This is a genomic window from Solwaraspora sp. WMMB762 (genome assembly GCF_049179115.1).
In the GTDB taxonomy this organism is placed as follows: Bacteria; Actinomycetota; Actinomycetes; order Mycobacteriales; family Micromonosporaceae; genus Micromonospora_E.
Genome location: NZ_JBMHMD010000003.1, coordinates 1 through 19,318, shown reverse-complemented (window position 1 = coordinate 19,318; position 19,318 = coordinate 1). Strand labels below are relative to the sequence as shown.

22 protein-coding genes and 3 pseudogenes are annotated in these 19,318 nt (G+C 67.5%); 5 read left to right on the top strand and 20 right to left on the bottom strand.

Annotation, left to right across the window (positions count from 1 at the left end):
- From ACN27J_RS33205 to ACN27J_RS33140, 14 genes and pseudogenes are all read right to left on the bottom strand, one after another.
- Positions 1-377, bottom strand: a pseudogene (locus tag ACN27J_RS33205) (glycosyl transferase); the annotation flags it as partial.
- The gene (locus ACN27J_RS33200; RefSeq protein WP_421362056.1) at positions 374-943 is read right to left on the bottom strand and encodes a phosphoribosyltransferase; all 570 of its coding nucleotides are present in this window, start codon (positions 941-943) and stop codon (positions 374-376) included. The pseudogene ACN27J_RS33205 and the gene ACN27J_RS33200, both read right to left, overlap by 4 nt.
- Positions 940-1,875 (bottom strand): radical SAM protein, encoded by a 936-nt coding sequence (locus ACN27J_RS33195; RefSeq protein ID WP_421362054.1) that lies wholly within the window; start codon positions 1,873-1,875, stop codon positions 940-942. Before ACN27J_RS33195 ends, ACN27J_RS33200 begins: the two co-directional genes overlap by 4 nt.
- Positions 1,872-2,903 (bottom strand): glycosyltransferase family 2 protein, encoded by a 1,032-nt coding sequence (locus ACN27J_RS33190; protein WP_421362052.1) that lies wholly within the window; start codon positions 2,901-2,903, stop codon positions 1,872-1,874. The genes ACN27J_RS33195 and ACN27J_RS33190 overlap by 4 nt, the downstream gene beginning before the upstream one ends.
- A gap of 2 nt (positions 2,904-2,905) precedes the next feature.
- On the bottom strand, positions 2,906-3,370 hold the full coding sequence (locus tag ACN27J_RS33185) for a DUF6884 domain-containing protein (RefSeq protein ID WP_421362051.1): 465 nt from the start codon (positions 3,368-3,370) through the stop codon (positions 2,906-2,908).
- On the bottom strand, positions 3,367-3,987 hold the full coding sequence (locus tag ACN27J_RS33180) for a formylglycine-generating enzyme family protein (RefSeq protein WP_421362049.1): 621 nt from the start codon (positions 3,985-3,987) through the stop codon (positions 3,367-3,369). The genes ACN27J_RS33185 and ACN27J_RS33180 overlap by 4 nt, the downstream gene beginning before the upstream one ends.
- Before the next feature lie 10 nt (positions 3,988-3,997).
- Entirely contained in the window at positions 3,998-4,786 is a 789-nt protein-coding gene (locus ACN27J_RS33175; RefSeq protein ID WP_421362047.1) for an RNA-directed DNA polymerase (Reverse transcriptase), read from the bottom strand.
- A 166-nt stretch (positions 4,787-4,952) separates the two neighbouring features.
- Positions 4,953-5,654, bottom strand: a complete 702-nt coding sequence (locus ACN27J_RS33170; RefSeq protein WP_421362045.1) for a 7-carboxy-7-deazaguanine synthase QueE — start codon at positions 5,652-5,654, stop codon at positions 4,953-4,955.
- Positions 5,651-6,034, bottom strand: coding sequence for a 6-pyruvoyl trahydropterin synthase family protein (locus tag ACN27J_RS33165; RefSeq protein ID WP_421362044.1), 384 nt, complete (start codon positions 6,032-6,034; stop codon positions 5,651-5,653). Before ACN27J_RS33165 ends, ACN27J_RS33170 begins: the two co-directional genes overlap by 4 nt.
- Positions 6,035-6,745 (bottom strand): 7-cyano-7-deazaguanine synthase QueC, encoded by a 711-nt coding sequence (gene queC / locus ACN27J_RS33160; protein WP_421362042.1) that lies wholly within the window; start codon positions 6,743-6,745, stop codon positions 6,035-6,037.
- Positions 6,746-6,851: 106 nt separating this feature from the next.
- A complete protein-coding gene (locus tag ACN27J_RS33155) occupies positions 6,852-7,718 on the bottom strand; it encodes a transposase family protein (protein ID WP_421362034.1) in 867 nt (288 codons plus the stop codon).
- Between the two features lie 227 nt (positions 7,719-7,945).
- The gene (gene folE / locus ACN27J_RS33150) at positions 7,946-8,530 is read right to left on the bottom strand and encodes a GTP cyclohydrolase I (RefSeq protein ID WP_282226538.1); all 585 of its coding nucleotides are present in this window, start codon (positions 8,528-8,530) and stop codon (positions 7,946-7,948) included.
- A 4-nt stretch (positions 8,531-8,534) separates the two neighbouring features.
- Complete coding sequence (locus tag ACN27J_RS33145; RefSeq protein ID WP_421362040.1) at positions 8,535-8,915, bottom strand: hypothetical protein; 381 nt, start codon at positions 8,913-8,915, stop codon at positions 8,535-8,537.
- A 16-nt stretch (positions 8,916-8,931) separates the two neighbouring features.
- Positions 8,932-9,258 carry a hypothetical protein gene (locus ACN27J_RS33140; RefSeq protein WP_421362038.1) on the bottom strand — a complete coding sequence of 109 codons (327 nt, stop codon included), beginning with the start codon at positions 9,256-9,258 and terminating at the stop codon, positions 8,932-8,934.
- Between the two features lie 548 nt (positions 9,259-9,806).
- Between ACN27J_RS33140 and ACN27J_RS33135 the strand changes: the two genes are divergently transcribed.
- From ACN27J_RS33135 to ACN27J_RS33120, 4 genes are all read left to right on the top strand, one after another.
- Positions 9,807-10,979: an ISAs1 family transposase gene (locus tag ACN27J_RS33135; RefSeq protein ID WP_421370266.1), complete on the top strand. Its 1,173-nt coding sequence runs from the start codon at positions 9,807-9,809 to the stop codon at positions 10,977-10,979.
- Positions 10,980-11,172: 193 nt separating this feature from the next.
- Entirely contained in the window at positions 11,173-12,042 is an 870-nt protein-coding gene (locus ACN27J_RS33130; RefSeq protein ID WP_421362036.1) for a helix-turn-helix domain-containing protein, read from the top strand.
- Between the two features lie 73 nt (positions 12,043-12,115).
- Positions 12,116-12,982, top strand: coding sequence for a transposase family protein (locus ACN27J_RS33125; protein ID WP_421362034.1), 867 nt, complete (start codon positions 12,116-12,118; stop codon positions 12,980-12,982).
- A 66-nt stretch (positions 12,983-13,048) separates the two neighbouring features.
- Positions 13,049-13,261, top strand: a complete 213-nt coding sequence (locus ACN27J_RS33120; RefSeq protein WP_421362032.1) for a DUF397 domain-containing protein — start codon at positions 13,049-13,051, stop codon at positions 13,259-13,261.
- A gap of 404 nt (positions 13,262-13,665) precedes the next feature.
- On the opposite strand, the pseudogene ACN27J_RS33115 reads toward ACN27J_RS33120, so the two are convergent.
- From ACN27J_RS33115 to ACN27J_RS33100, 4 genes and pseudogenes are all read right to left on the bottom strand, one after another.
- Positions 13,666-14,454: pseudogene (locus tag ACN27J_RS33115) on the bottom strand (ISAs1 family transposase); the annotation flags it as partial.
- A gap of 100 nt (positions 14,455-14,554) precedes the next feature.
- Positions 14,555-14,854: pseudogene (locus ACN27J_RS33110) on the bottom strand (transposase family protein); the annotation flags it as partial.
- A gap of 224 nt (positions 14,855-15,078) precedes the next feature.
- Positions 15,079-15,840 (bottom strand): hypothetical protein, encoded by a 762-nt coding sequence (locus ACN27J_RS33105; protein WP_421362030.1) that lies wholly within the window; start codon positions 15,838-15,840, stop codon positions 15,079-15,081.
- Positions 15,841-15,842: 2 nt separating this feature from the next.
- Complete coding sequence (locus ACN27J_RS33100; protein ID WP_421362028.1) at positions 15,843-16,502, bottom strand: SH3 domain-containing protein; 660 nt, start codon at positions 16,500-16,502, stop codon at positions 15,843-15,845.
- Between the two features lie 1,037 nt (positions 16,503-17,539).
- Between ACN27J_RS33100 and ACN27J_RS33095 the strand changes: the two genes are divergently transcribed.
- Entirely contained in the window at positions 17,540-18,073 is a 534-nt protein-coding gene (locus ACN27J_RS33095) for a hypothetical protein (RefSeq protein ID WP_421362026.1), read from the top strand.
- A 29-nt stretch (positions 18,074-18,102) separates the two neighbouring features.
- Here the strand turns inward: ACN27J_RS33095 and ACN27J_RS33090 are convergent, their stop codons facing one another.
- Both ACN27J_RS33090 and ACN27J_RS33085 read right to left on the bottom strand, forming a co-directional pair.
- A complete protein-coding gene (locus ACN27J_RS33090; RefSeq protein WP_421362024.1) occupies positions 18,103-18,885 on the bottom strand; it encodes a transposase family protein in 783 nt (260 codons plus the stop codon).
- A gap of 276 nt (positions 18,886-19,161) precedes the next feature.
- Positions 19,162-19,318 (bottom strand): winged helix-turn-helix domain-containing protein (locus tag ACN27J_RS33085; RefSeq protein ID WP_421372718.1); only part of this gene is annotated, 157 nt, incomplete at its 5' end.

The following is a 19,318-nucleotide window of genomic DNA, read 5'->3' as shown; positions in this document are numbered from 1 at the left end:
ACGTGCATGCCGAGGATTCGGCGGGGCGTGTCGGTGGTGGGCATGACCCGGCCGAGTCCCCAGAGGCTGTCGACGTACACGGCGATCTCGACCTGGTACGCGACGAAAGCGCTGGTCAGCTCGGCGCGGATCGTCGTTTCTGCGGCGGTAATGGCGTCGCGCAGGCTGTTGTCGTCGCAGGGGTGCGGGATGCGCAGGCTGTCGAGGGTGACGACGGGTGCGGCGGCGTAGCTGGGTGGCGCGGTGCGGTCGGCGGTGATGATGACGGCGCGGTGGCCGCTGGCGGCCAGCCCGGTGACGGTGCCGGCTACGGCGCGTTCCATGCCGGCGGGGGCGTCGGGTCGCCAGGAGGCGAGGATGAAGGCGACGGTTGTCATCGGTGTTGCGCGGTGTCGGGGACGGCGAGGTCTTCGACGGGCGTGGTGCCCGGGAGGGGCGCTTCCCAGGGGAAATGCACCCAGTCGTCGGTGTCCCAGATCCACAGGTGGGGGTTGTAGTCGGCCCCGGTGTTGCGGCACAGGACGGCGGTGTGGACGACCGATCCCGCCCAGAGGTACGGGAACAGTCTCGGGTAGAGCGCCTCAATGGTCGCGCCGGTGCCGCAGATGTCGTCGACGAGCAGGACGTTGCCGAGCAGGCGGGTGTCGCCCAGCACGGTGGTGAGTGGCCGCAGGTCGAGGGTGACGTGGCCGGTGGCCTGGGTGTAGATCGTGTCGGTGGGGTTGTGCCGGGCATCGACCCGCAGGACCCGGGCGTCGAGGCGGGCGGCGAGGCTGTGGGACAGGGGTACGCCGCCGTTGGCGATGCCGACGATCGCCTCGATGGGTCCGATCCGGTTGGTCACCTCGCGGGCGAGGAGGTTGACCGCCTTCTCGTAGGCGTCGGCGGTGAGCCGTAGGACGCGGCGGTGGGTGAAGGTCCGCTGGGCGGTGCGGCTGGTCATGCGGATCCGTCCTTCGCGGTGAGGGTGAGGTCGGCGGGCGTGGTCAGCGGCTTCAGTCCGGCGATGGTGAGGCCGCGCTGGTCGTTGCGCCAGATGCGTCCGTCGGCTCGGACGACGGTGAATCCGCCCGCGAGTTCGCGGGTGCGCAGCCGTACGCGCAGGGTGTCCGGAATGTGCAGGCGGTGCACGTGGTCGAGTGCGGCGACGTCGGTGAGCATCTGGTTCTGTTGGTGCAGGCCAGCGCCGATGGGCAGCATCTGGAGCAGGGTCAGGCCGTTGACGCCGAGGTCGTGGGCAAGGTCGATCATCCGTTGGGTTTCGGGCTGGTTGGTGGCCATCAGCACGGTCTGGATCTGGACGCAGACGCCGGCCTGGACGGCGGCGCGGATCCCGTCGATGGCGTGGGTGAAGCTGCCGGTGCCGCGTAGCCGGTCGTGGGTGGTCTCGGTCGCTCCGTCGAGGGAGACCCGGATGGCATCGACGACGTCTGCGAGGTGCGGGACGCGGCGTTGCAGGTGGGTGCCGTTGGTGGTGATCGACACTGCGGCGCGTCCACCGGCGGTGACGGTGCGGGCCAGGTCCGGTAGGTCTTTGAGGAGCAGTGGTTCGCCGCCGCTGATGTCCACGCCGAGGATGTCGCTGCCGGCGAGGATCTGGGCGATGCGGTTGCGGTCGGCGGGGCCGAGTTCGCGGACGCTGGTGTCGTCGAGGCAGTGTGGGCAGTGCAGGTTGCAGCGGACGATCGGTGACCAGCAGATGCTGGCGGGTTGGGATCGGGCGTGCTCGTCGGGGGCGACGACCGGCCACCGGCTGACCTCAGCGGGGTCTCCGCTCCATCTGCCGGCGGGTAGCGGGTGTGGGGCGTGGTGGGTCAGTCCGGTCGCCGGGTCGTGGGCGAGGTTCCCATCGGCACCATAAACACGAGATGTCACCGCAGCACCTCCGCCTGCGCGAGCAGGGCCTGTGCCCGGGAGGCGAGGTCGGCTTCCCGCTGGGCGGGGGCGGGCTCGCCGAGGAGGTGCCGGTAGTAGGCGATGCGCGCTGGGGCACTGGCCAGCTTGGCGCGCCATTGGATTGCGGCGTCGGGTGCGTCGATGTGCCAGGCGCGGAGCTGACGCAGTGGTGTGATCTTGCAGCCGGCGGCGATCAGCGTCGCGCCGAGGTGGGTGTCCTCGGCTCCCCAGCCGGCGGCGGTCCATCCGGGGTCGAATCCGCCGACGTGGGTGACGGCTGCGCGGGGCATGGCGACCAGGGCGGTGACGACCATCCTCGGCAGGTCCCAGTCGAAGTAGCGGGCGCCGTGGCCGAGATCGACGAAGTCGTGGGTGTCGTCGAGCGGGCGCAGGTCCATCGGCTGGTGGTAGACGTCGCCGGTGTAGAACATGGGTTTGCCGACTGGCGGGCTCCACCGGACGCGGTGGTCAGCGTGCAGGTCCGGTTCCCCGTCGGGGACCTCGGCCCGCAGGTACCGGCCGGGCTGGTAGGCGATGTTGTGCCGGAATCCGACCTGGACGAGGCTGGGGTGGGCCCGTACGGCGACGTCGGCGAGGGCGTGGGCGGTCAACACCATGTCGGCGTCGAGGTGGACGATGGTGTCGGCGTCGGCGAGGTGGGTGCCGACGTTGCGGGCGGTGGCGCCACCCACCTGTGCGGGCAGCCGGTAGGCGGTGTCGACGGCGGGGTGCAGTCGGATGATGGCCGGGGTGTCGTCGGTGGAGGCGTCGTCGATCACGATGACCTGGACCGTCCCGGAGGTGTCCTGCTTCGCGAGCGCGTCGAGCACGACGGGCAGGCTGTAGGCGTTGTTGTGTGCGGGGATCACCACCGACAGCACGGTCCCCGCTGCCATCGCGGCTGGTGTCGGGTCGTGCCAGCCCAGCCCGGTACGGGCGGTGAACGCTGCGGTCAGGTCGGTGTGGTCGTTGTCGCTGGCGGCCAGCATCTGGGCCAGGGTCGGCATGGTCACCATCCCCAGGTGTCGAGGACACGGGCGGCGTCGGGCCACCCGGACGCGTGGTCAGGAATCCAGTGGATGCGGGGACGTGCCGGGTGGGCGAGCAGGTCGGCGAGCAGGACCAGGTACAGCGGTTCGGCGACGACGAGGATCTCGTCCGGCACGCCGGTGGCGTCGAACTCAGAGGTCAGTGCCGCCGCAACCTGGGGTCGCAGCTCGACAGCGCGGTGCGGATCCAGCGGCCGGTCATAGGTGTGCAACGGGGTGTCGGCGTGCACGAGTCCGTGTTCGGCACTGAGGAAGCGGACCCGGTCGCGGTGCGGCCGGTAGCCGAGCCGATCGCGCAACGGTGGGATGCAGCCGCCGTCGTAGAGGTCGAACGCGGCCAGCGCACGGCGCGTTGCTGACTTCTCCTTCGAGCAGCCGACGAGGACAAGTCCGTCGCTGACCGGCAGCGCGAGTTTGTGGTTCATGCTGGCCTCACCGGGCGTACGCCGATTCCCGCGCTGCGGCACTCGGCGTGTACGGCGTTGAGGAAGGTGCAGCGGGCGTACAACGGCGGTGATGCGTAGGAGCCGCCTCTGATCATGTACCCGTGCCCCTTGGTTGGTGTGGACGTCCACTCCCAGCAGTTGCCGGCCACGTCGAGCAGGCCCTCCGGGGTCGCCCCGGCCGGGTGGGCGCCGACCGGCCCGCAGCGGGTGTGTTCGACCTCCGTGCCGCGGAGTCGGGCGAGGTCCGGCCGCCAGGAGTCGTCTCCCCACGGCCAGGTCCGTCGCTGCCGGCCGCCGGCGATCCATTCCCACTCCGTTGAGGTGGGCAGCCGTCCGCCCACGTCGGCGGCGAGCCGGACGGCCTGAGCATGGTCGACCTCGACGACCGGCAGGTCCGGGTCCGGCGGCTCGCCGGCCCGGTTCAGGTGCCGGTACGTCAACGGTGTGGCCGCCACGAGCAGGTCGATCACCGTACGTTCCCGGGCCGCGTCCCCGAACCGGCCGATGCCGCCGGGAACGGGTAGCCACCGCAGTGGCGACGCCCACCCAGCCTTATCGTCCGCGTTGGCGGTCCGCGTCGTATCGGTGCTGTGCATGTCTCTCCCGTCATCCATCGATCAGGAACAGGTCTTCGGGATGCGCCAGGTGCGGTGGCCGGATTCGGCTCTTGCGCACGTTCGGGGCGAGCCCTACCGCCGCGAGCGCACAGCCGATCCGCTCGTAGGCGATGGCAGCGCCTCGGCGGTCAGGTGCGAGCGCGGCGTAGTTGTCCGCGAAGCGCACCACTGACAGGCCGTCGAGCTGCGCATCTGCCTGCGCCAGACGCAGGTGGAACACCACCGGCCACAGGCCGCTGCCGGGCATCATCGGGGTAGGCAGGGCATCCAAGGCGCGGCGGAATCGCGACAGGAACGCACCGTCTTTCACGTGTACGGCGAGCCAGCCGACCAGCTCGTCGACGGTGCCGCCCTGTGACGCACCGGCAACGTCAACGTCCGCGACCCATCGCCTACCCGCACGCCGGTGCTGGTCGGCCTGCCGTACCGAGGTGATCCGGTTGCGGCCGGCGCGGTATCCCGACACCCAGCCGGCAAGCACCCTCGCCTCCATGATCGGAGTGAGGGCGTCGCGCATCGCGCGGTGCACGATCCGGTCCTCCACTGTCGGGATCGCCGCCGGGAAGGTCTTGCCGGTGTAGCTTGGAATCCACACCTGCCGCAGCGGAGCCGGCTGCCATGAGCCGGCGCGGAGGCGCTCAGCGAGCTCCGCGAGCCGGTCCCGTAGACCCACGCGGTACGCCGCCCAGGTCATCCCGTCGACACCGGGTGCCGATGCCCGCCGCATACAGGCGCGGGCCGCCGCGACCAGATGGACCGGATCGACGAGGTACGGCATCAGGGAGTGCGCCGCGAGGGCCGAATCCGGTACGCTCGATCCAGCCTGGACGGCAGGAACGATCCCGCCCCCCACAGCGTCACCCGAGCCGCTACCCGACACGCGCGGCCGATGGGGCCGGGAACGACGGCCCCGTCCAGGCCCTTCGCCCTCGTGATGGATCAAGTTACCGGCCACGGACGTCACCCCACGCCAGCACGTGCAGCCGCGAGGTCAGGTTCCATCCCCGCCGCACCACCTCGTCGGCCAAGCCCTGTAACCCGGTCAGCACTTGATCCGCTGCGGTGCCTTCCGGCATCACCCAAACCGGTTCCAGGCCGAATCGCTGCTGCAGGTCGGCGATCTCGTCAAGGTCCGCCGGGCCGGACGCGACGAACTTGAACCGCGCCCGGCCGGTGCGCGCGAACGCTTCCAGTGCCTCACCGACTGTCCGGCGCAGCTGGTCACGTGGGGCGCTGAAGCTCGCCAGCTTCGGCGAGACGTTCCAGTCCACCAGGTCCGCTACCGCCGGGTCGGGCACCACCGTGCCGTTGGTCTCCACCTCAACGTGCCGGCCGGCAGCAGCCAGCTCGGCGAGCAGCGGCACCAACGCGGCCTGCTGGAGCAGCGGCTCACCGCCGGTGACCACCACCAGCCGAGTCGGCTGGTCCAGCACCCACCGCAGTACGGCGTCCGTCGAACGCCGGGTCGCTTCACGCGCCGGGTCGAACCGGCTCCAATCCCAGGTGTACGGGGTGTCGCACGACGGGCAGGACAGGTTGCACCGCGACAGCCGGACGAACAACGCCTGCTGGCCGCAGCTCGGCCCCTCGCCCTGCACCGTCGCGAACATCTCCGCCACCAGCAGCCCGCCGGCTGACCCGCTCATGACCGGCCGTCCGCCGGGGCGTACTCCGCATACGTCGACGTGGTCTCACCGACGCGGACGGCCCTCAGCTGGACCGTCACGGGCAGGGACAGGTTTTCCTGACACCACTCGTAGAGAAACCACGCCAGGTTCTCGCTCGTCGGCGCGACGTCGAGCACCTCTGTCAGGTCCCGATGGTCGAACGTGGCGGCCAGGTACTCACCGAGCGGCGCCAGGTCGGCGAAGTCCACCACGAATCCCGGCGGCACGAGGTCGGGGCTGCTGACAACGACCTCGACGGTGTAGCTGTGCCCGTGCAGCCGCCCGCACTTGTGATCGGCGGGAAGGCCGGAGATTCGATGGGCGGCCTCGAACCGGAACGACTTCCTGATCGTGAACACCTACGGCACCTCGTACTCGGTCGGGTCCGCCACGTTCGCGACGAAGAAGGCCTCGCGGCGCTCGACGCAGGTCCCGCACCTGCCGCAATGCCGTGCGCCGCCCCGGTAGCACGACCAGGTGTCCACGAACGGCACCCCCAGTCGGGCACCTTCGGCCACGATCTGCGATTTGCTGGCGTTGATGAACGGCGCGAGGACCACGAAGTCCGAATCGATGAAACCCTCGTTCGCCACCCGTACCATCTGCTCGTAGGCGGCGACGAAGCTCGGCCGGCAGTCCGGGTAGATCGGATGATCGCCAGCGTGAGCGCCGAACGCCACCGCGTTGGCTCCGATGGCAACCGCGTGCGCCACCGCCACGTCAAGCATGATCGCGTTGCGGTTCGACACGACCGTCGCCCTCATCGAAGAGTCGGAATAGTGCCCGTCGGGCATCGCCACCGCTGGGTCGGTCAGCGACGACCCAGCGAGCAGCTCAGCGATCGCGCCGAGCTGGACGACCCGGTGGGCACCTCCGAGGCTTGCGGCTGTCCGGTAGGCGAACTCCAGCTCCCGGCGATGCGACTGCCCATAGTTGAACGACAGCATCGTCAGGTCGCAGCCCTCGGCCCGCAGGCGATGGGCGAGTACGGTGCTGTCCAACCCGCCGGAAAGCACCAGTACCACTTTCCTTGGCGATTCCGCGTTCGCCCCGCTAGGTCCGTTTCTCATCGCCCCTCCTGGCGTCACCTGAAACGTGCGTGAGGTCTGCCGTACGTTCGTGAGCTCTTGTAGGTGCGGAACCCGGAGGACTTCCCGAAACTATTACCGGGCTTTCTCAACGTAATCCGTAAACGCGAAAGATCTCCAACTTCATTACCGTACGTAATGTGGCAGGAAAGTGTTCCAACGATCTGCGGAACCCGGTCTTGAGAACCTTCCAACACTTCAGATGGGCGATCGCGCGTTCGACGGCGGCGCGGAGCCGGTTGAGTGCGGTGTTGCACGCGCGTCGGACCCCGGTCAACTCCCGACCCCGAGGCTTCTTGTACGGACTCACGATGCCGGCACCCTGGTACCCCTTGTCACCGATCATCCCGGGCCCGCCGGGGGCGTAGTGGCCGGCCCACCCGGCGGCGATCCCGGACACGTCGAACGCCTTCCGGTCGTGCATGCCACCCGGACACGGGTCACCCACATCGACCACCCGCCCGGCGAGATTGGCCACCACCTGCACGTTCTGCCCACAGAAGCCCTTCTTCTCGGAGAACAGCCCGTCGACGTCGTCGCGTTCCCCGACCGGCGCGACCAGACCATCGACCAGGACCGCGTCCCGGCGGGCCTGGTCACGGACCTGCTCGTACAGCGGGGTCAACACCACGTCCACCAGCGGCTCCAGCTCCTCCTGATACCGCTCCACGGTCGTCGAACCGCAGCCGAAAACCTCACCGATCACGTCCGGCGCCAGATTGTGCCGCAGCCCGAACAACACCAGCACCAACGCCGTGTACAGCGGCAACGCCCGAGGGCGCCCCACCGGCAGGTCCCAGTCGACCAGCGCGTCCACCTGCTCGTACAGCCAGTCCAGTTGATCGGAGTCCAGTCCGGTCATACGCTCACAGCGCGGCGGCCGGCCGTCGATCGTTTGAGTCCACACAACCCAGATGATCCAGACGTCGCCGGCCGCCGTTTCCACAAACGACACGCCCACCTTGGTCACACCACAGGCCGTCACCCCACGTAATATCGACGAACCTCGGTGCCAATCGGCTCGAAGCCTATTGGGAAGTCCTCCCGCTACAACTGCAGTGGGATTCGATAGGCGGCTTGACCGCCTCGATATCCGCCGCGATGTCGTCCCGTACCAACCGATTGCGCTGATCAGCTGCGGCGCTTCCGTATCACGTCGCGATTCGCGAGCGGGACCGTTGGTCACAGCGCGCCGCCCGCGAGTAGCGCGACTCCGGCAAGGGTCAGGAACTCTGCCCTCGCGGACGGATCGTCGGCGAGGGTGCCGCGCCATCCCACGCTGACGGTTGTCGCACCGTGCGCTCTGATACCTCGGCGGGTCATGCAGGTGTGTTCGGCGACGACGACAGCCCCGGCACCGCGTGCGCTCAACTCCTCGAACAGCCAGCCCACGATCTGTTGGGTGAGGCTCTCCTGGACCTGCGGACGCCGGGCGAACATCTCCACCAGTCGAGCGAGCTTCGACAGGCCGAGGATGCGGCCGTCGGGGAGGTAGCCAACGTGCGCGACCCCGGTGAACGGCAAGAAGTGGTGCTCGCACAGCGACACGAACGGCACCGCGCGTGCCAGCACCAGATCCCGGTGCCCTGCGTCGTTCGCGAAGGTCGTCGGCACGAACTGCGGGCCGGCCAGCAACTCCCGGTAGGCCGCCACCATCCGCGCCGCGCTGCGCGACCTGGAGTCGGTGTCCAAGGTGATACCCAGCTCCGTCAGGAACTGCTGGGCGGCACGCTCCGCAGCCTCCACGTCGACAGAGCCGGAGGGCATCGGATCACGCCCCCGACTCGCGGGCCACGTCGCGACCCGTCTGCGCCTGCGCGAGGAGCACGTTCAGTACGTCGCGCATCGCCGCGCCCTGGGCGAGGCGCACGTAGTGTGAGCGCCGCTCCTCGTAGCTGCCCAGCTCCACCCGGATGAAGTCGGTCTTCGGCGGGTCGTCGACGAACCGGACGAGCTGGACCGCTACCTCGGTCGGGTACCGCCCCGGCTGGGGGTTGCAGGGATGCCGGTCGCCCCAGTGCGCGGGCGGCGACGACTCGGGGTGGAACTCACTGGGGCCGGCGGCGGTGCACTCGTTGAGATCACACCAGTCCGGGTGGTCGAGGATGTCGGATGGTGCTGGGAGCTCGCTGTCCACACGTAGCCCTTTCACGTCGAGAGTCGGCTGGTCAGGCTGAAGCGGTGGCTCCGGCGACGACGGAGCGGATGTCGCGCAGCCGGATCGGAAGGGGCTCGGTGCCGTCGAGGTCGGCGTCGGGCTCGGTACGGGCCATGACGTTGTGCGGGAGCAGCGAGTCGACGCTGGTCCCACCGCCGGGACGCTGGTAGGTCACCAGCACCGCAACGGACGACCCGGCTTCCACGACGCCGGGTCGCCACTGGCCGGTGTGTGGGGGCCATACCCACACGCGGTCGGACGGGCGGTAGGTGGCCGCGTCGGCGATGTCGTCGGGGCGGCGCTGGTGCGGGTCGGTGGCAGGGGTGGGTGGTGGCATCACGCCTCCTTCCTTGAGTTGCTATGTAATAGGTGTTGAGCCGGGTCCCGGCCTGGGTGGCGTGGTGCAGGGGTGCCGAAGCTCCGCGAGCCGCCGTCGGCCGCGCACGTCGGTCAGTCACGCGTCCGCCTGATCAGGACCAAGGTCTTCGAGTGCGGGTCTGGCCGCCAGCAAGGTGGAGATCGGGTGGATGCACTCGATCCCCGCACTCCACGCACCAGCCGCTGACTTCCTTACCGAAGCAGAACCCCACGAAGACTCCGGCGAACAGGCATATCGCGGCTACCAGCACGAGAATCACGCTCTTGCTCCAATCGATAGCCTGGCCAGCGCCAGAACGGTCGGCGGAGAACCTGCGACCACCTCATTACACTTTGAGTGTGTCCAAAAATCAACACCCAGAGCCAAAGCAAAGTTAGTTGATCTTTGTTTTCCCTGGTGAGGATGGTGTCCGCCGGTCCGGTCCAGGGGTGGTGAACGAGCACGGCCTTCCCAAGTAGACGATGAAGGTTCCTACGCCAGTCGTCGTCTGCAAAGAAAGGCCGCTCGTGTCAGTCTCCCACGCCGCGTTCGACACCGTCACCGATCATCGCGGGGAGGTGGACACCCGGCAGGTCACCGCGCTGGCGACACTGTTCGGGCAGGTCACCGATCCACGGAAGGCCCGGGGCGTCCGGCACCGGCTCGCGGCGGTGTTGACCGTGCTGACGATGGCACTGCTGTGCGGAGCCCGCAACTTCCGGCAGGCCGCCGACCGGGTCGCCGAATTGCCGCAGCCGCTGTTGGCCGCCGCTGGCGCCCGCCGGCATCCGGTGCTCGGGGTCCGCGTCGCACCGGGTCGCGACACGCTGCGCCGGGTGGTCGAGGCGGTCGACGCGGCCGTGGTGGACCGCCTCGTCAGCGCCTGGCTGGCCACCCGACTCGCCCCACCGGCCGACCAGTGCGGGCTGGCGGTGGACGGCAAGACCGTCCGCCACTCGGGCGGACCGGACGGGGTCGACGTGCAGCTGTTCGCCGCGATGCGCCACGACACCGCGGTGGTCGTCGCCCAGGTGCGGGTCCCGGCCGGCACCACCGAGGTCACCCAGATCCGGGCGCTGCTCGACCACACCGAGATCGCCGGCACGGTGATCACCGCCGACGCCGCGCACCCCAGCGGCGACACCGCCACCTACCTGCGGAACCGAGACGCGGACTACGTGTTCACCGTGAAGGGCAACAGGCCCGCGCTGCTGGCCGCGATCACCGACCGGCTACCCGCCGCCACGGCCGCGACCAGCGACCACACCGACACCGAACGCCGCAGCGGCCTGCGGGTCACCCGCACCATCTGGACGGCGCCCGCCACCGGCGTCGACTTCCCCGGCGCGGCCACGGTGTTCCGGCTACGCCGTGACGTGTACGCGCCGGACGGGCAACGGATCAGCAAACAGATCGTCCACGGCATCACCAGCCTGACCAGCGCGGGGGCCGAGATCGCCAGACACGTGCGCACCCACTGGTGGATCGAGAACAAGGTCCACTGGGTCCGTGACGTCCTGTTCGGCGAGGACACCCACCACGCCTGGCTCGGCGGCGTCGCCCACGCCATGGCCGCCCTGCGCAACCTCACCATCGCCCTGATCCGGCTCGCTGGACACTCCAGGATCAAGCAGGTGATGGAACGTCACCACGCCGACAAGATGCTCATCCCAGCCCTGCTCAACGCATCGCAGCCATGATCAACTGACTTTGCTTCAGCTCTGAATCAACACCTCAGGGAGATCGGCTTTCCATTAATCGAGCCGACGTGAGATCATCGGTAATTGTCCAGCCCATTTAGGCGGGGCCAATGTATGTAATGGCAGATCGGTTGTATCATTTGGGCGAGACACACGCCCAAAACGAGCGGGAGGTGGTCGACAGGTGTCGGATATGGTGGGTTCTGCACTGTTGCGTCGGTACGTCGGCCGGCGACTCGAAGCACTGCGACGACGCGCCGGCCTGACCCAGGAGCAGGCGGCCGACGCACTCCAGAAGGGACGCGCGACGATCGCCCGCATGGAGGACGGGCACGAGGCCGTACGCTTCCGGGACATCGACGTCAAGGCCATGCTGGAGCTCTACGGCGCGGAGCCTGAGGACGGGAGGATCCTCCTCGCGCTCACTGCCGAGACCCGCAACGGGCGGCGGAAGTCCTGGTGGCACGACCGTACCGAGACTGAGTTGCCCGCTTTCTTTGCGCTCTACGTCTCGCTGGAGGACTCCGCCGAGACGATCAGGCAGTACGAGGTCGAGCTGATCCCAGGCTTGCTTCAAACCCGGCGGTACGCCGAAGAAGTTCACGGAGTGCCGACCGGCTACATCGATGACGGCGAGAAACAGCGACGCGTCGAGGTCCGGATGGAGCGGCAGTCGCTGCTCACCCGCCCTCGCGCACCACACCTCAGCGTCATCCTCAACGAGGCCGTACTGCACCGGCACATCGGCGGGCGCGAGGTGATGATCGAGCAGCTCGAGCACCTGCTCGAACTGACCCGGCGCGGCAACATCAGCATCCGGGTACTGCCGTTCACCGCCGGAGTCCACGGCGGCATGGCAGCGTCCACCCCGTTCGCGCTGCTGACCTTCCCTGCGGACCCGCAGAGTGGTGAGCCGCTCGAACCGCCACTCGCCTACGTCGACACCCTGACCGGAGCGCTCTACCTGAACAAGCCCGGCGAGTCCGGCACCTACCAGCTCGTCTGGGAAGACATCGACCGCCGCTCACTCAACGAGGACGAGTCGAGGAGGACTTCCCAATAGGCTTCGAGCCGATTGGCACCGAGGTTCGTCGATATTACGTGGGGTGACGGCCTGTGGTGTGACCAAGGTGGGCGTGTCGTTTGTGGAAACGGCGGCCGGCGACGTCTGGATCATCTGGGTTGTGTGGACTCAAACGATCGACGGCCGGCCGCCGCGCTGTGAGCGTATGACCGGACTGGACTCCGATCAACTGGACTGGCTGTACGAGCAGGTGGACGCGCTGGTCGACTGGGACCTGCCGGTGGGGCGCCCTCGGGCGTTGCCGCTGTACACGGCGTTGGTGCTGGTGTTGTTCGGGCTGCGGCACAATCTGGCGCCGGACGTGATCGGTGAGGTTTTCGGCTGCGGTTCGACGACCGTGGAGCGGTATCAGGAGGAGCTGGAGCCGCTGGTGGACGTGGTGTTGACCCCGCTGTACGAGCAGGTCCGTGACCAGGCCCGCCGGGACGCGGTCCTGGTCGATGGTCTGGTCGCGCCGGTCGGGGAACGCGACGACGTCGACGGGCTGTTCTCCGAGAAGAAGGGCTTCTGTGGGCAGAACGTGCAGGTGGTGGCCAATCTCGCCGGGCGGGTGGTCGATGTGGGTGACCCGTGTCCGGGTGGCATGCACGACCGGAAGGCGTTCGACGTGTCCGGGATCGCCGCCGGGTGGGCCGGCCACTACGCCCCCGGCGGGCCCGGGATGATCGGTGACAAGGGGTACCAGGGTGCCGGCATCGTGAGTCCGTACAAGAAGCCTCGGGGTCGGGAGTTGACCGGGGTCCGACGCGCGTGCAACACCGCACTCAACCGGCTCCGCGCCGCCGTCGAACGCGCGATCGCCCATCTGAAGTGTTGGAAGGTTCTCAAGACCGGGTTCCGCAGATCGTTGGAACACTTTCCTGCCACATTACGTACGGTAATGAAGTTGGAGATCTTTCGCGTTTACGGATTACGTTGAGAAAGCCCGGTAATAGTTTCGGGAAGTCCTCGAGGATCATGATCACTTCTGCATTGGAGGCACTCCGTGAAGCCTGACCAGACCGGTGCCCAGTGGCGTAAGTCCAGCCGCAGCGGCAACGGCAACAACTGCGTGGAGGTGGCCACCAACCTCCTCCCGACGACCGGGCGGGTCCTCGTCCGCGACAGCAAGAACCCGACAGCAGGCGTCCTGAGCATCAACCCCCAGGACTGGCAGTCCTTCGTACGCGAAGCGAGCCGCGAACGCTTCACCGCCTAACAAGCCAGTACGCCGCAGCCACCCTGCCGTCTCGGTTGGCCCTGTCCGCAGAGGGCGGCTGACAGCGTCAACGCATCGATCCCAGTAGCCGGCACGCCACCGTGCCGGCTACTGCTACTGGCAGCAGTTGATCCCCTCAAGTCACGGATTGCGCGGTGCTCGGCGCGAAGACCAATACCGCACGGTCGCTGCCGCCGGAAACGATACGCTGCCGGCTGTCTGATTTTGGTAGCACCGCGACCGCGTTGACCTCGCCGATGTGACCGGTCAACTCGGCCAGTTGCTCATCGGTGTCAGGGGTTCCAAACCCCGCACCAACCCCAAACCAACCCCACCCCGGAGATAATGGGGCCGTTGCCGTCCGCTCCTGGCACGCCGACCTAAACTTCACGGCCGTTTCAAGATCATCTGGTGAGGTCGAGGATGGTGAATGGCCTGGTCATGTTGCGGGCGGCCCATCTGGTGGCTTCCGTGACGTCGGTTCGGCCGGCCAGGCGTAGGGCGTTGATCGCGAGGTTACGTAGCGAGGCCAGGATCCGGGGCCCGGACCGGGTACGCGTGGTCGACCGGTCCTCCCGGTAGCAGGTGTCTCTGATCCAGTGCAACGATTCGATGGCCCAGTGACTGCGGTTGTAGGCGGCCAGTTCGGCGGGGCCGGCCTGGTCGGGAGTGTGGCTGGCGACGCCGAGCTGCGCGGCGGCGGACTGTTTCCCGGTGGCGGTGTGCGTGACGTAGCGTTCGATCAGCCAGACCTGGTTGACGTGCGGGAACGGCAGATCGGGCGGGGCGGGCAGGACACGGATCGTGCGGCGGGTCCGGCGGCCGTGTCCGATGTCGACGCTTTCCAGGTCGGGCGGGGTGTCGGCCCAGGGCAGTGTGTTGAGGGCGTCGAACAGGGTCCGGCGGTTCTCCTTGACCGGGAACATGAACTGGCCGCCACGGTGGTGGATCAGTTCGGCGGTCGCCCTGGCGGTGTGCAACGCGTCCGCGGTGACGGTCATGCCTGGCAGGTCGAGGGTCTGCAGCAGGGCGCGGGCGGTGGCCGGTTCCGTGGTCTTGGCGCCGTCGGTCGGCGCCTGGGCGAGCACGACGCCCACCGTTCCCGGTCGCGGGTCCCCGGCGAGAGCGGACAGCAGGTGCAACTGGTTCCCGTCGTCGTCGACGGCGCCGCCGACGGTCTTGCCGTCCAGGCGTAACTGGGTCGGCGCGCCGGCTCTGACGTGGGCGTGTCGTTGTCCATTCGGCGATGACGGCGTCGAGCACGTCGGCGTCGGCGTCGGTGCAGACCCGCCAGATCGTCGACCGGGACGGCCGTCCGGCCGGGCGGGCCGCGACCCGTTCGTAGAGGCTGTCCACGATCTCGCACGGCACGTCGGCGACCCAGCCCGCGATCGCCGTGTAGCCGGTCGCTCCGGCCACGGTCGCGGCCGCCACCAGCGTCAGGACGACCGCGACCGGATGGTCGCGCCCCTGTGCCGACCGGCCGTCGGACACCGCGATCAACAGCTCCAGCAGGTCGTGACACGACGACGCGACGTCACCGACGACCGGCGTGGACACCGGATCGACGGTAGGGGTGACAGAATGCGGCATGACGAAGCTCCGGGTGGACAAGATCCTTGAGAAGACCTCGTCCTAACGGAGCTTCGTCCCTACTCGACACGCCGACACACCAACCGTCACCCACGGTCACAATGATCTTGAAACGGCCATGACCTAAACTTTGACCGTTTTGGTGGCTCTCACCGACTACGCAGCGGCCCCGAGTTCACCACGCTCCGCATGGCATCACCACGGTGCTTCGCACCCTTCGGTGGTCACCAGGGATCTTCGACGCAGGTGGTTCGGGTTAGGGGTCCATCTTTTCCGGCATTGGTGTACATCGCCTCCGCGATCACGCACGTATCGATTGCGCTTATCATGTTGGAATATCCGTAGGAGCCGCCGTTTAGTCGCAGCGGGTATTTCTTGCGAACGTCGTCAGCGGGACGGTAGACGGCTAGGATTATCTGCCCGCCGCGCAGTTCAGGGGCAACATCCGGGTTCAGCTCAGCACGTGCCCAGACGGTTCCGCATAGCGGCGAGGCTCTCATCTCGAGTCGGCCGATGTCACGTTCGTTCGAATCGAGAATTCGGGGTCCGTCTTTGCCGATCGGACTTGTGACCGCCGAATCGACACAACCAGACTCCTCGGGGTCTCTACCATCGTAGGCGGAGCTAAATTCTGGATCCGAGCGGACTGCGAGGGCAGTCGCGGTCACGGTCACGGCGATCAAGGCCAGAGTCGCGGTTATGCCAAGCCACCGCCAGAGCGGTGATTCAACGTTGTATCGACCGTTGCTCACGGCTCGGCCAGCCTCAATGAGGGAGTGTCGCTTGTAGGCGCAGGCTAGCCAGACGACCGAGCCGCTGAACAGCAATGGCGCGGCTAGAAGCATGGTGTAGAGGAGCCATCCAGGGGCGGTCAGGTCGCCATTGAACTGGGCGGCGAGGCCGACCGCGGTCGCGGCCACGAAGGTCGTGATAACCTCGTAGACCGCGACGCGCGGCGGCAGCGGGTTGAAGCTGTGGCGGCCCATCGTTACCAAGTGATCGCGGATGAGGCGACGCCGTCAGCTGTGACCCAGTAGTTGGGACCGGCACCGGACCAGCACTGCCGGTCGGTGTACGCCGATCCGGCTGCATCGGTGGTGATGGTAAAGGTCCAGAAGCCGGCTGGGTCTGCGGAGTCGTGGCAGGTGACGATGATGTTCTTGTGGGCCGGGTAGCCAGTCAGCGTGATTGCGTATCGGAAGCCGGACGGGGCGGACTGCCCAGGCTCCACTCTGAGTTTCGGGCCAGCCGGAGCGTAGTCGTACCGATGGCCGTCGCACTGATTCGTTCGGGTTTGGCCTGCGACCAGTTCTGACCAGACGTATCCAGAGTAACCATTGTAGAGTCCATCGAGCAGGGTAACCCAAAACCAGCGCGGAGACAGACCCTCGATGGGAGCGTTGCCGTCGGTCGAGCACACCATCCTCACGGGCGTGCCGTTCGGCAGCCAGTCGATCACTCCGCATGCGTTGGTGCTGGTGCCGTGACTCGGCAGGGAAGGACAGGCACGTAGGTTCGCGCCGCCGCTCTCCGGCGACTGGATCTGGCTAGTCGGATAACTGTTGTCTGTGGCTGCAGCCGAGGGAACGGGCAGGGCGATCATGCCGGTCAGCGCCAGTGCTGCGACGGCGAAGTTGATGACCCTCACTTTACTTCTCCTTGGTGTCGCGTGGAACGGTCCACTCTCCGAGCAAGATCGACATAGGAGAGCGTCGCGCAGAGCTATGTGTCCAGGACGCTCCGGGCGAGACCGGTTGAGTCTCGGCCCCGCGTCCTGGCCATGATGATCTGTCGCCTACAGGTTACGGGCTAGAGACGGCCCTGGCGAGGGAGTTATGGACCCGCTGGCGGGTAGGAAGCTACCCTAGGGTCATGCCGTTCCGGGATCCTGGCTGGACGATATTCTACGAGGAGTTTCTTGCACACCTCGGCGAAACCACCTCTGCTGCCGTTGCCGCCCACCTTGGAGTCGAGGAAGAGACGGTTCGGAACTGGCGCAAAGGCCGCTCGCACCCTACCCTTGCGATGCTGCCGACGATCGCTGAGTTTCTGAAGATGGGTGTTTCTGGAGAAACGGGTGATCGTGATCCACTGTACCTACATCGGCGTATGGGGCTGCTCCCGCCCAAGCCGCCTGATGAACAGCTGATCGATGCGGCATACCGGCTACAGAAACTCGAGCAGAGACTTTCCGAGGCGATGGAACGGGCAGGTGCCCTTGGTCGGCGGGAAGGCGCGAGTGCTGTCGTACGCGCAGCAGTGAGGAGTGGAGAGTGGGCTGTCGCTGTATGGCCGGCAGTCGAAGGGCCGCCCAGATGTCGGCTGCACGTCGCCGATCGACTCGACATTCGCCCTGTCGACGGACGGCCGGTCACCCATCATGATGTCTGGCAAGACCCCACGTTGCGTAGCGCTCTACGCGCCGCATATGCGGTGCCGGCCGTTGGACGGAGACCCCGCTGGTCTGGGGAGGACAGCGTGTCTCACTGGGCGATCAGCCATGTGGGCTCACCTCGCAGTCCGCTGATCCGATTCCCACATTCCGCAGTCATTAGCGTTGTCTGCCTGGCTCTAACGATTGAGTCGTGGGTGAACGACGTCGCATCCCTAATCGGAACAGCGCTCGGATACGGGTTGACGACGACCCGAGATCTAGCGATGGAGGCATACGGCCTACACTCCGGCATGACGCGCGCCGAGCATCGCCTAGCTGCATACGACGCGAAGCTGCAACGGCCGCCAGAGTGCCGGGTACTCAGTCACCACACGCCGCTTCCTGGCTCGCTGCGGTCGCCGTTCATGCCGATGTCCGGGCGGTGGCCTGAGAACGTCGTCTTCGTCTGGCTTCGAGAGGACGACGGCCTGCTACGTCAGTGGCTGGAACGGCCGACATCCGAGTTCACGTTCGATAGGCTCGCTTCGGACCGGGCCGCGATCGACCAGTACGCGCAGGCGGCAGCGGAACCCGAGCGGATCATCACCGTGGACACTCGCCAGACCAGGGACACGACGGCGCGATGGCAGCAGGTCCTTGAGTCGGTCAGTACTGCGCTCTCGCAGATGGTCGAGCGCGGTCTTCTTACCACCGACCTTACCGCTGTTCAGGAGAAGGCCGAGTTGGATGACCCCGCCGTAGCCGGGCCCTTACTTCGCTGGCTTCGCGCGGATGCCTGTGCTGCTGTGCCTGAGGTAGCAGGACCCCACGCGTTCCGTTCATAAGTCCGGCCTTGACCTGCACTGAGCCGTTTTCATCCTGTGTAGCGATTGGCTTCGACGTGGTGCAGGACGAGGATGGCCTGCACGATCGCGGTGGCGCGGTGCGGGCTGCAGCGCAGCTTGGTCAGGATCTTCCAGGTCTTGAGCGTGGCAATGGCCCGTTCGCCGCGTGCTCGGATTTTCGCGTGCCCCCGGTTGATCGTCTTCTGTCGGCGTGACAGCCTCGGCCGGAAGCGGTGGCGCTTGAACGGGGTGCGAACGCTTCCCCGGGCGCCCTGGTAGCCCTTGTCGGCGAAGGTCATCACCTCAGCGCTGGTCAGCGCGTGGGTGATGCCGTGGACACGGGCGGCGGTGAGGTCGTGCGCCGAGCCCGGCAGTGCCCGGGAGGCCCAGACGAGCCGGCCGGCGGCGTCGGCGATGACCTGCACGTTCACGCCATGGCGCCGGTGTTTGCCGGAGTAGTACGGCTTCTGGTCCGCCACGCGGTCGATCGGGATCAGCGTGCCGTCCAGGATCGCGTACGCCAGGTGTCGGATGCGGCGCATCGCCGTGGCCAGGTCCTCGGCGACCGCGGCGAGTAGCGCGATCGCTTCCTGGACGTACCGCCAGGCGGTGGCGACACCGACGGCGAACCCGGCGGCGAGCCGGGTGTAGGTGTCGCCGTTACGCAGGTGAGCCAGGGCGAGTAGCGCCTGGCGGCCCGGGTCGAGGTGCCGCCATCGGGATCGATGCTGGTTGCGGTGGGCTCGGATGAGGTCGGTGAGGTGGTTGAGGGTGCGGCTGGACAGCGGGATCGTGGAGGGGTAAGACAGCACAGGCGAGGCTCCCGGTCGGGGCATCGGATCTTGGTCGACTGCTGTCTTACCTGGAGCCTCGCCCTCATCGCTCTCCGGGCTCGCTGCACCCGCCCCGAGCTGCAAGATCAGCTTGGAAAAGGCTCACTACATCGGTCCGGTGTAAACCGTCCCGGCGATGTCCGGCCAGCGGCGCGCGCCCGGGGGCAGCTGCCATCTCGGTCCCACCGTCACTGGACCGGTCCCCTCGCGGGGTGCGGAAGTGGAGCTTCGCAAACGTGGGCACCAGGCCCCTGGTCAGCTCGGTGCTGTGGTGACGTAGACGCCTCGGCCTTGGTGGCCTTGAAGGACGCCGCGTTCCTGGAGGCGCGCGAGGGCTTGGCGGACGGTGGGTGCTGAGCATTCGTACTGTTCGCGGAGTTCCGTTGTGGATGGGATCTTGTCGCCGGGTTTG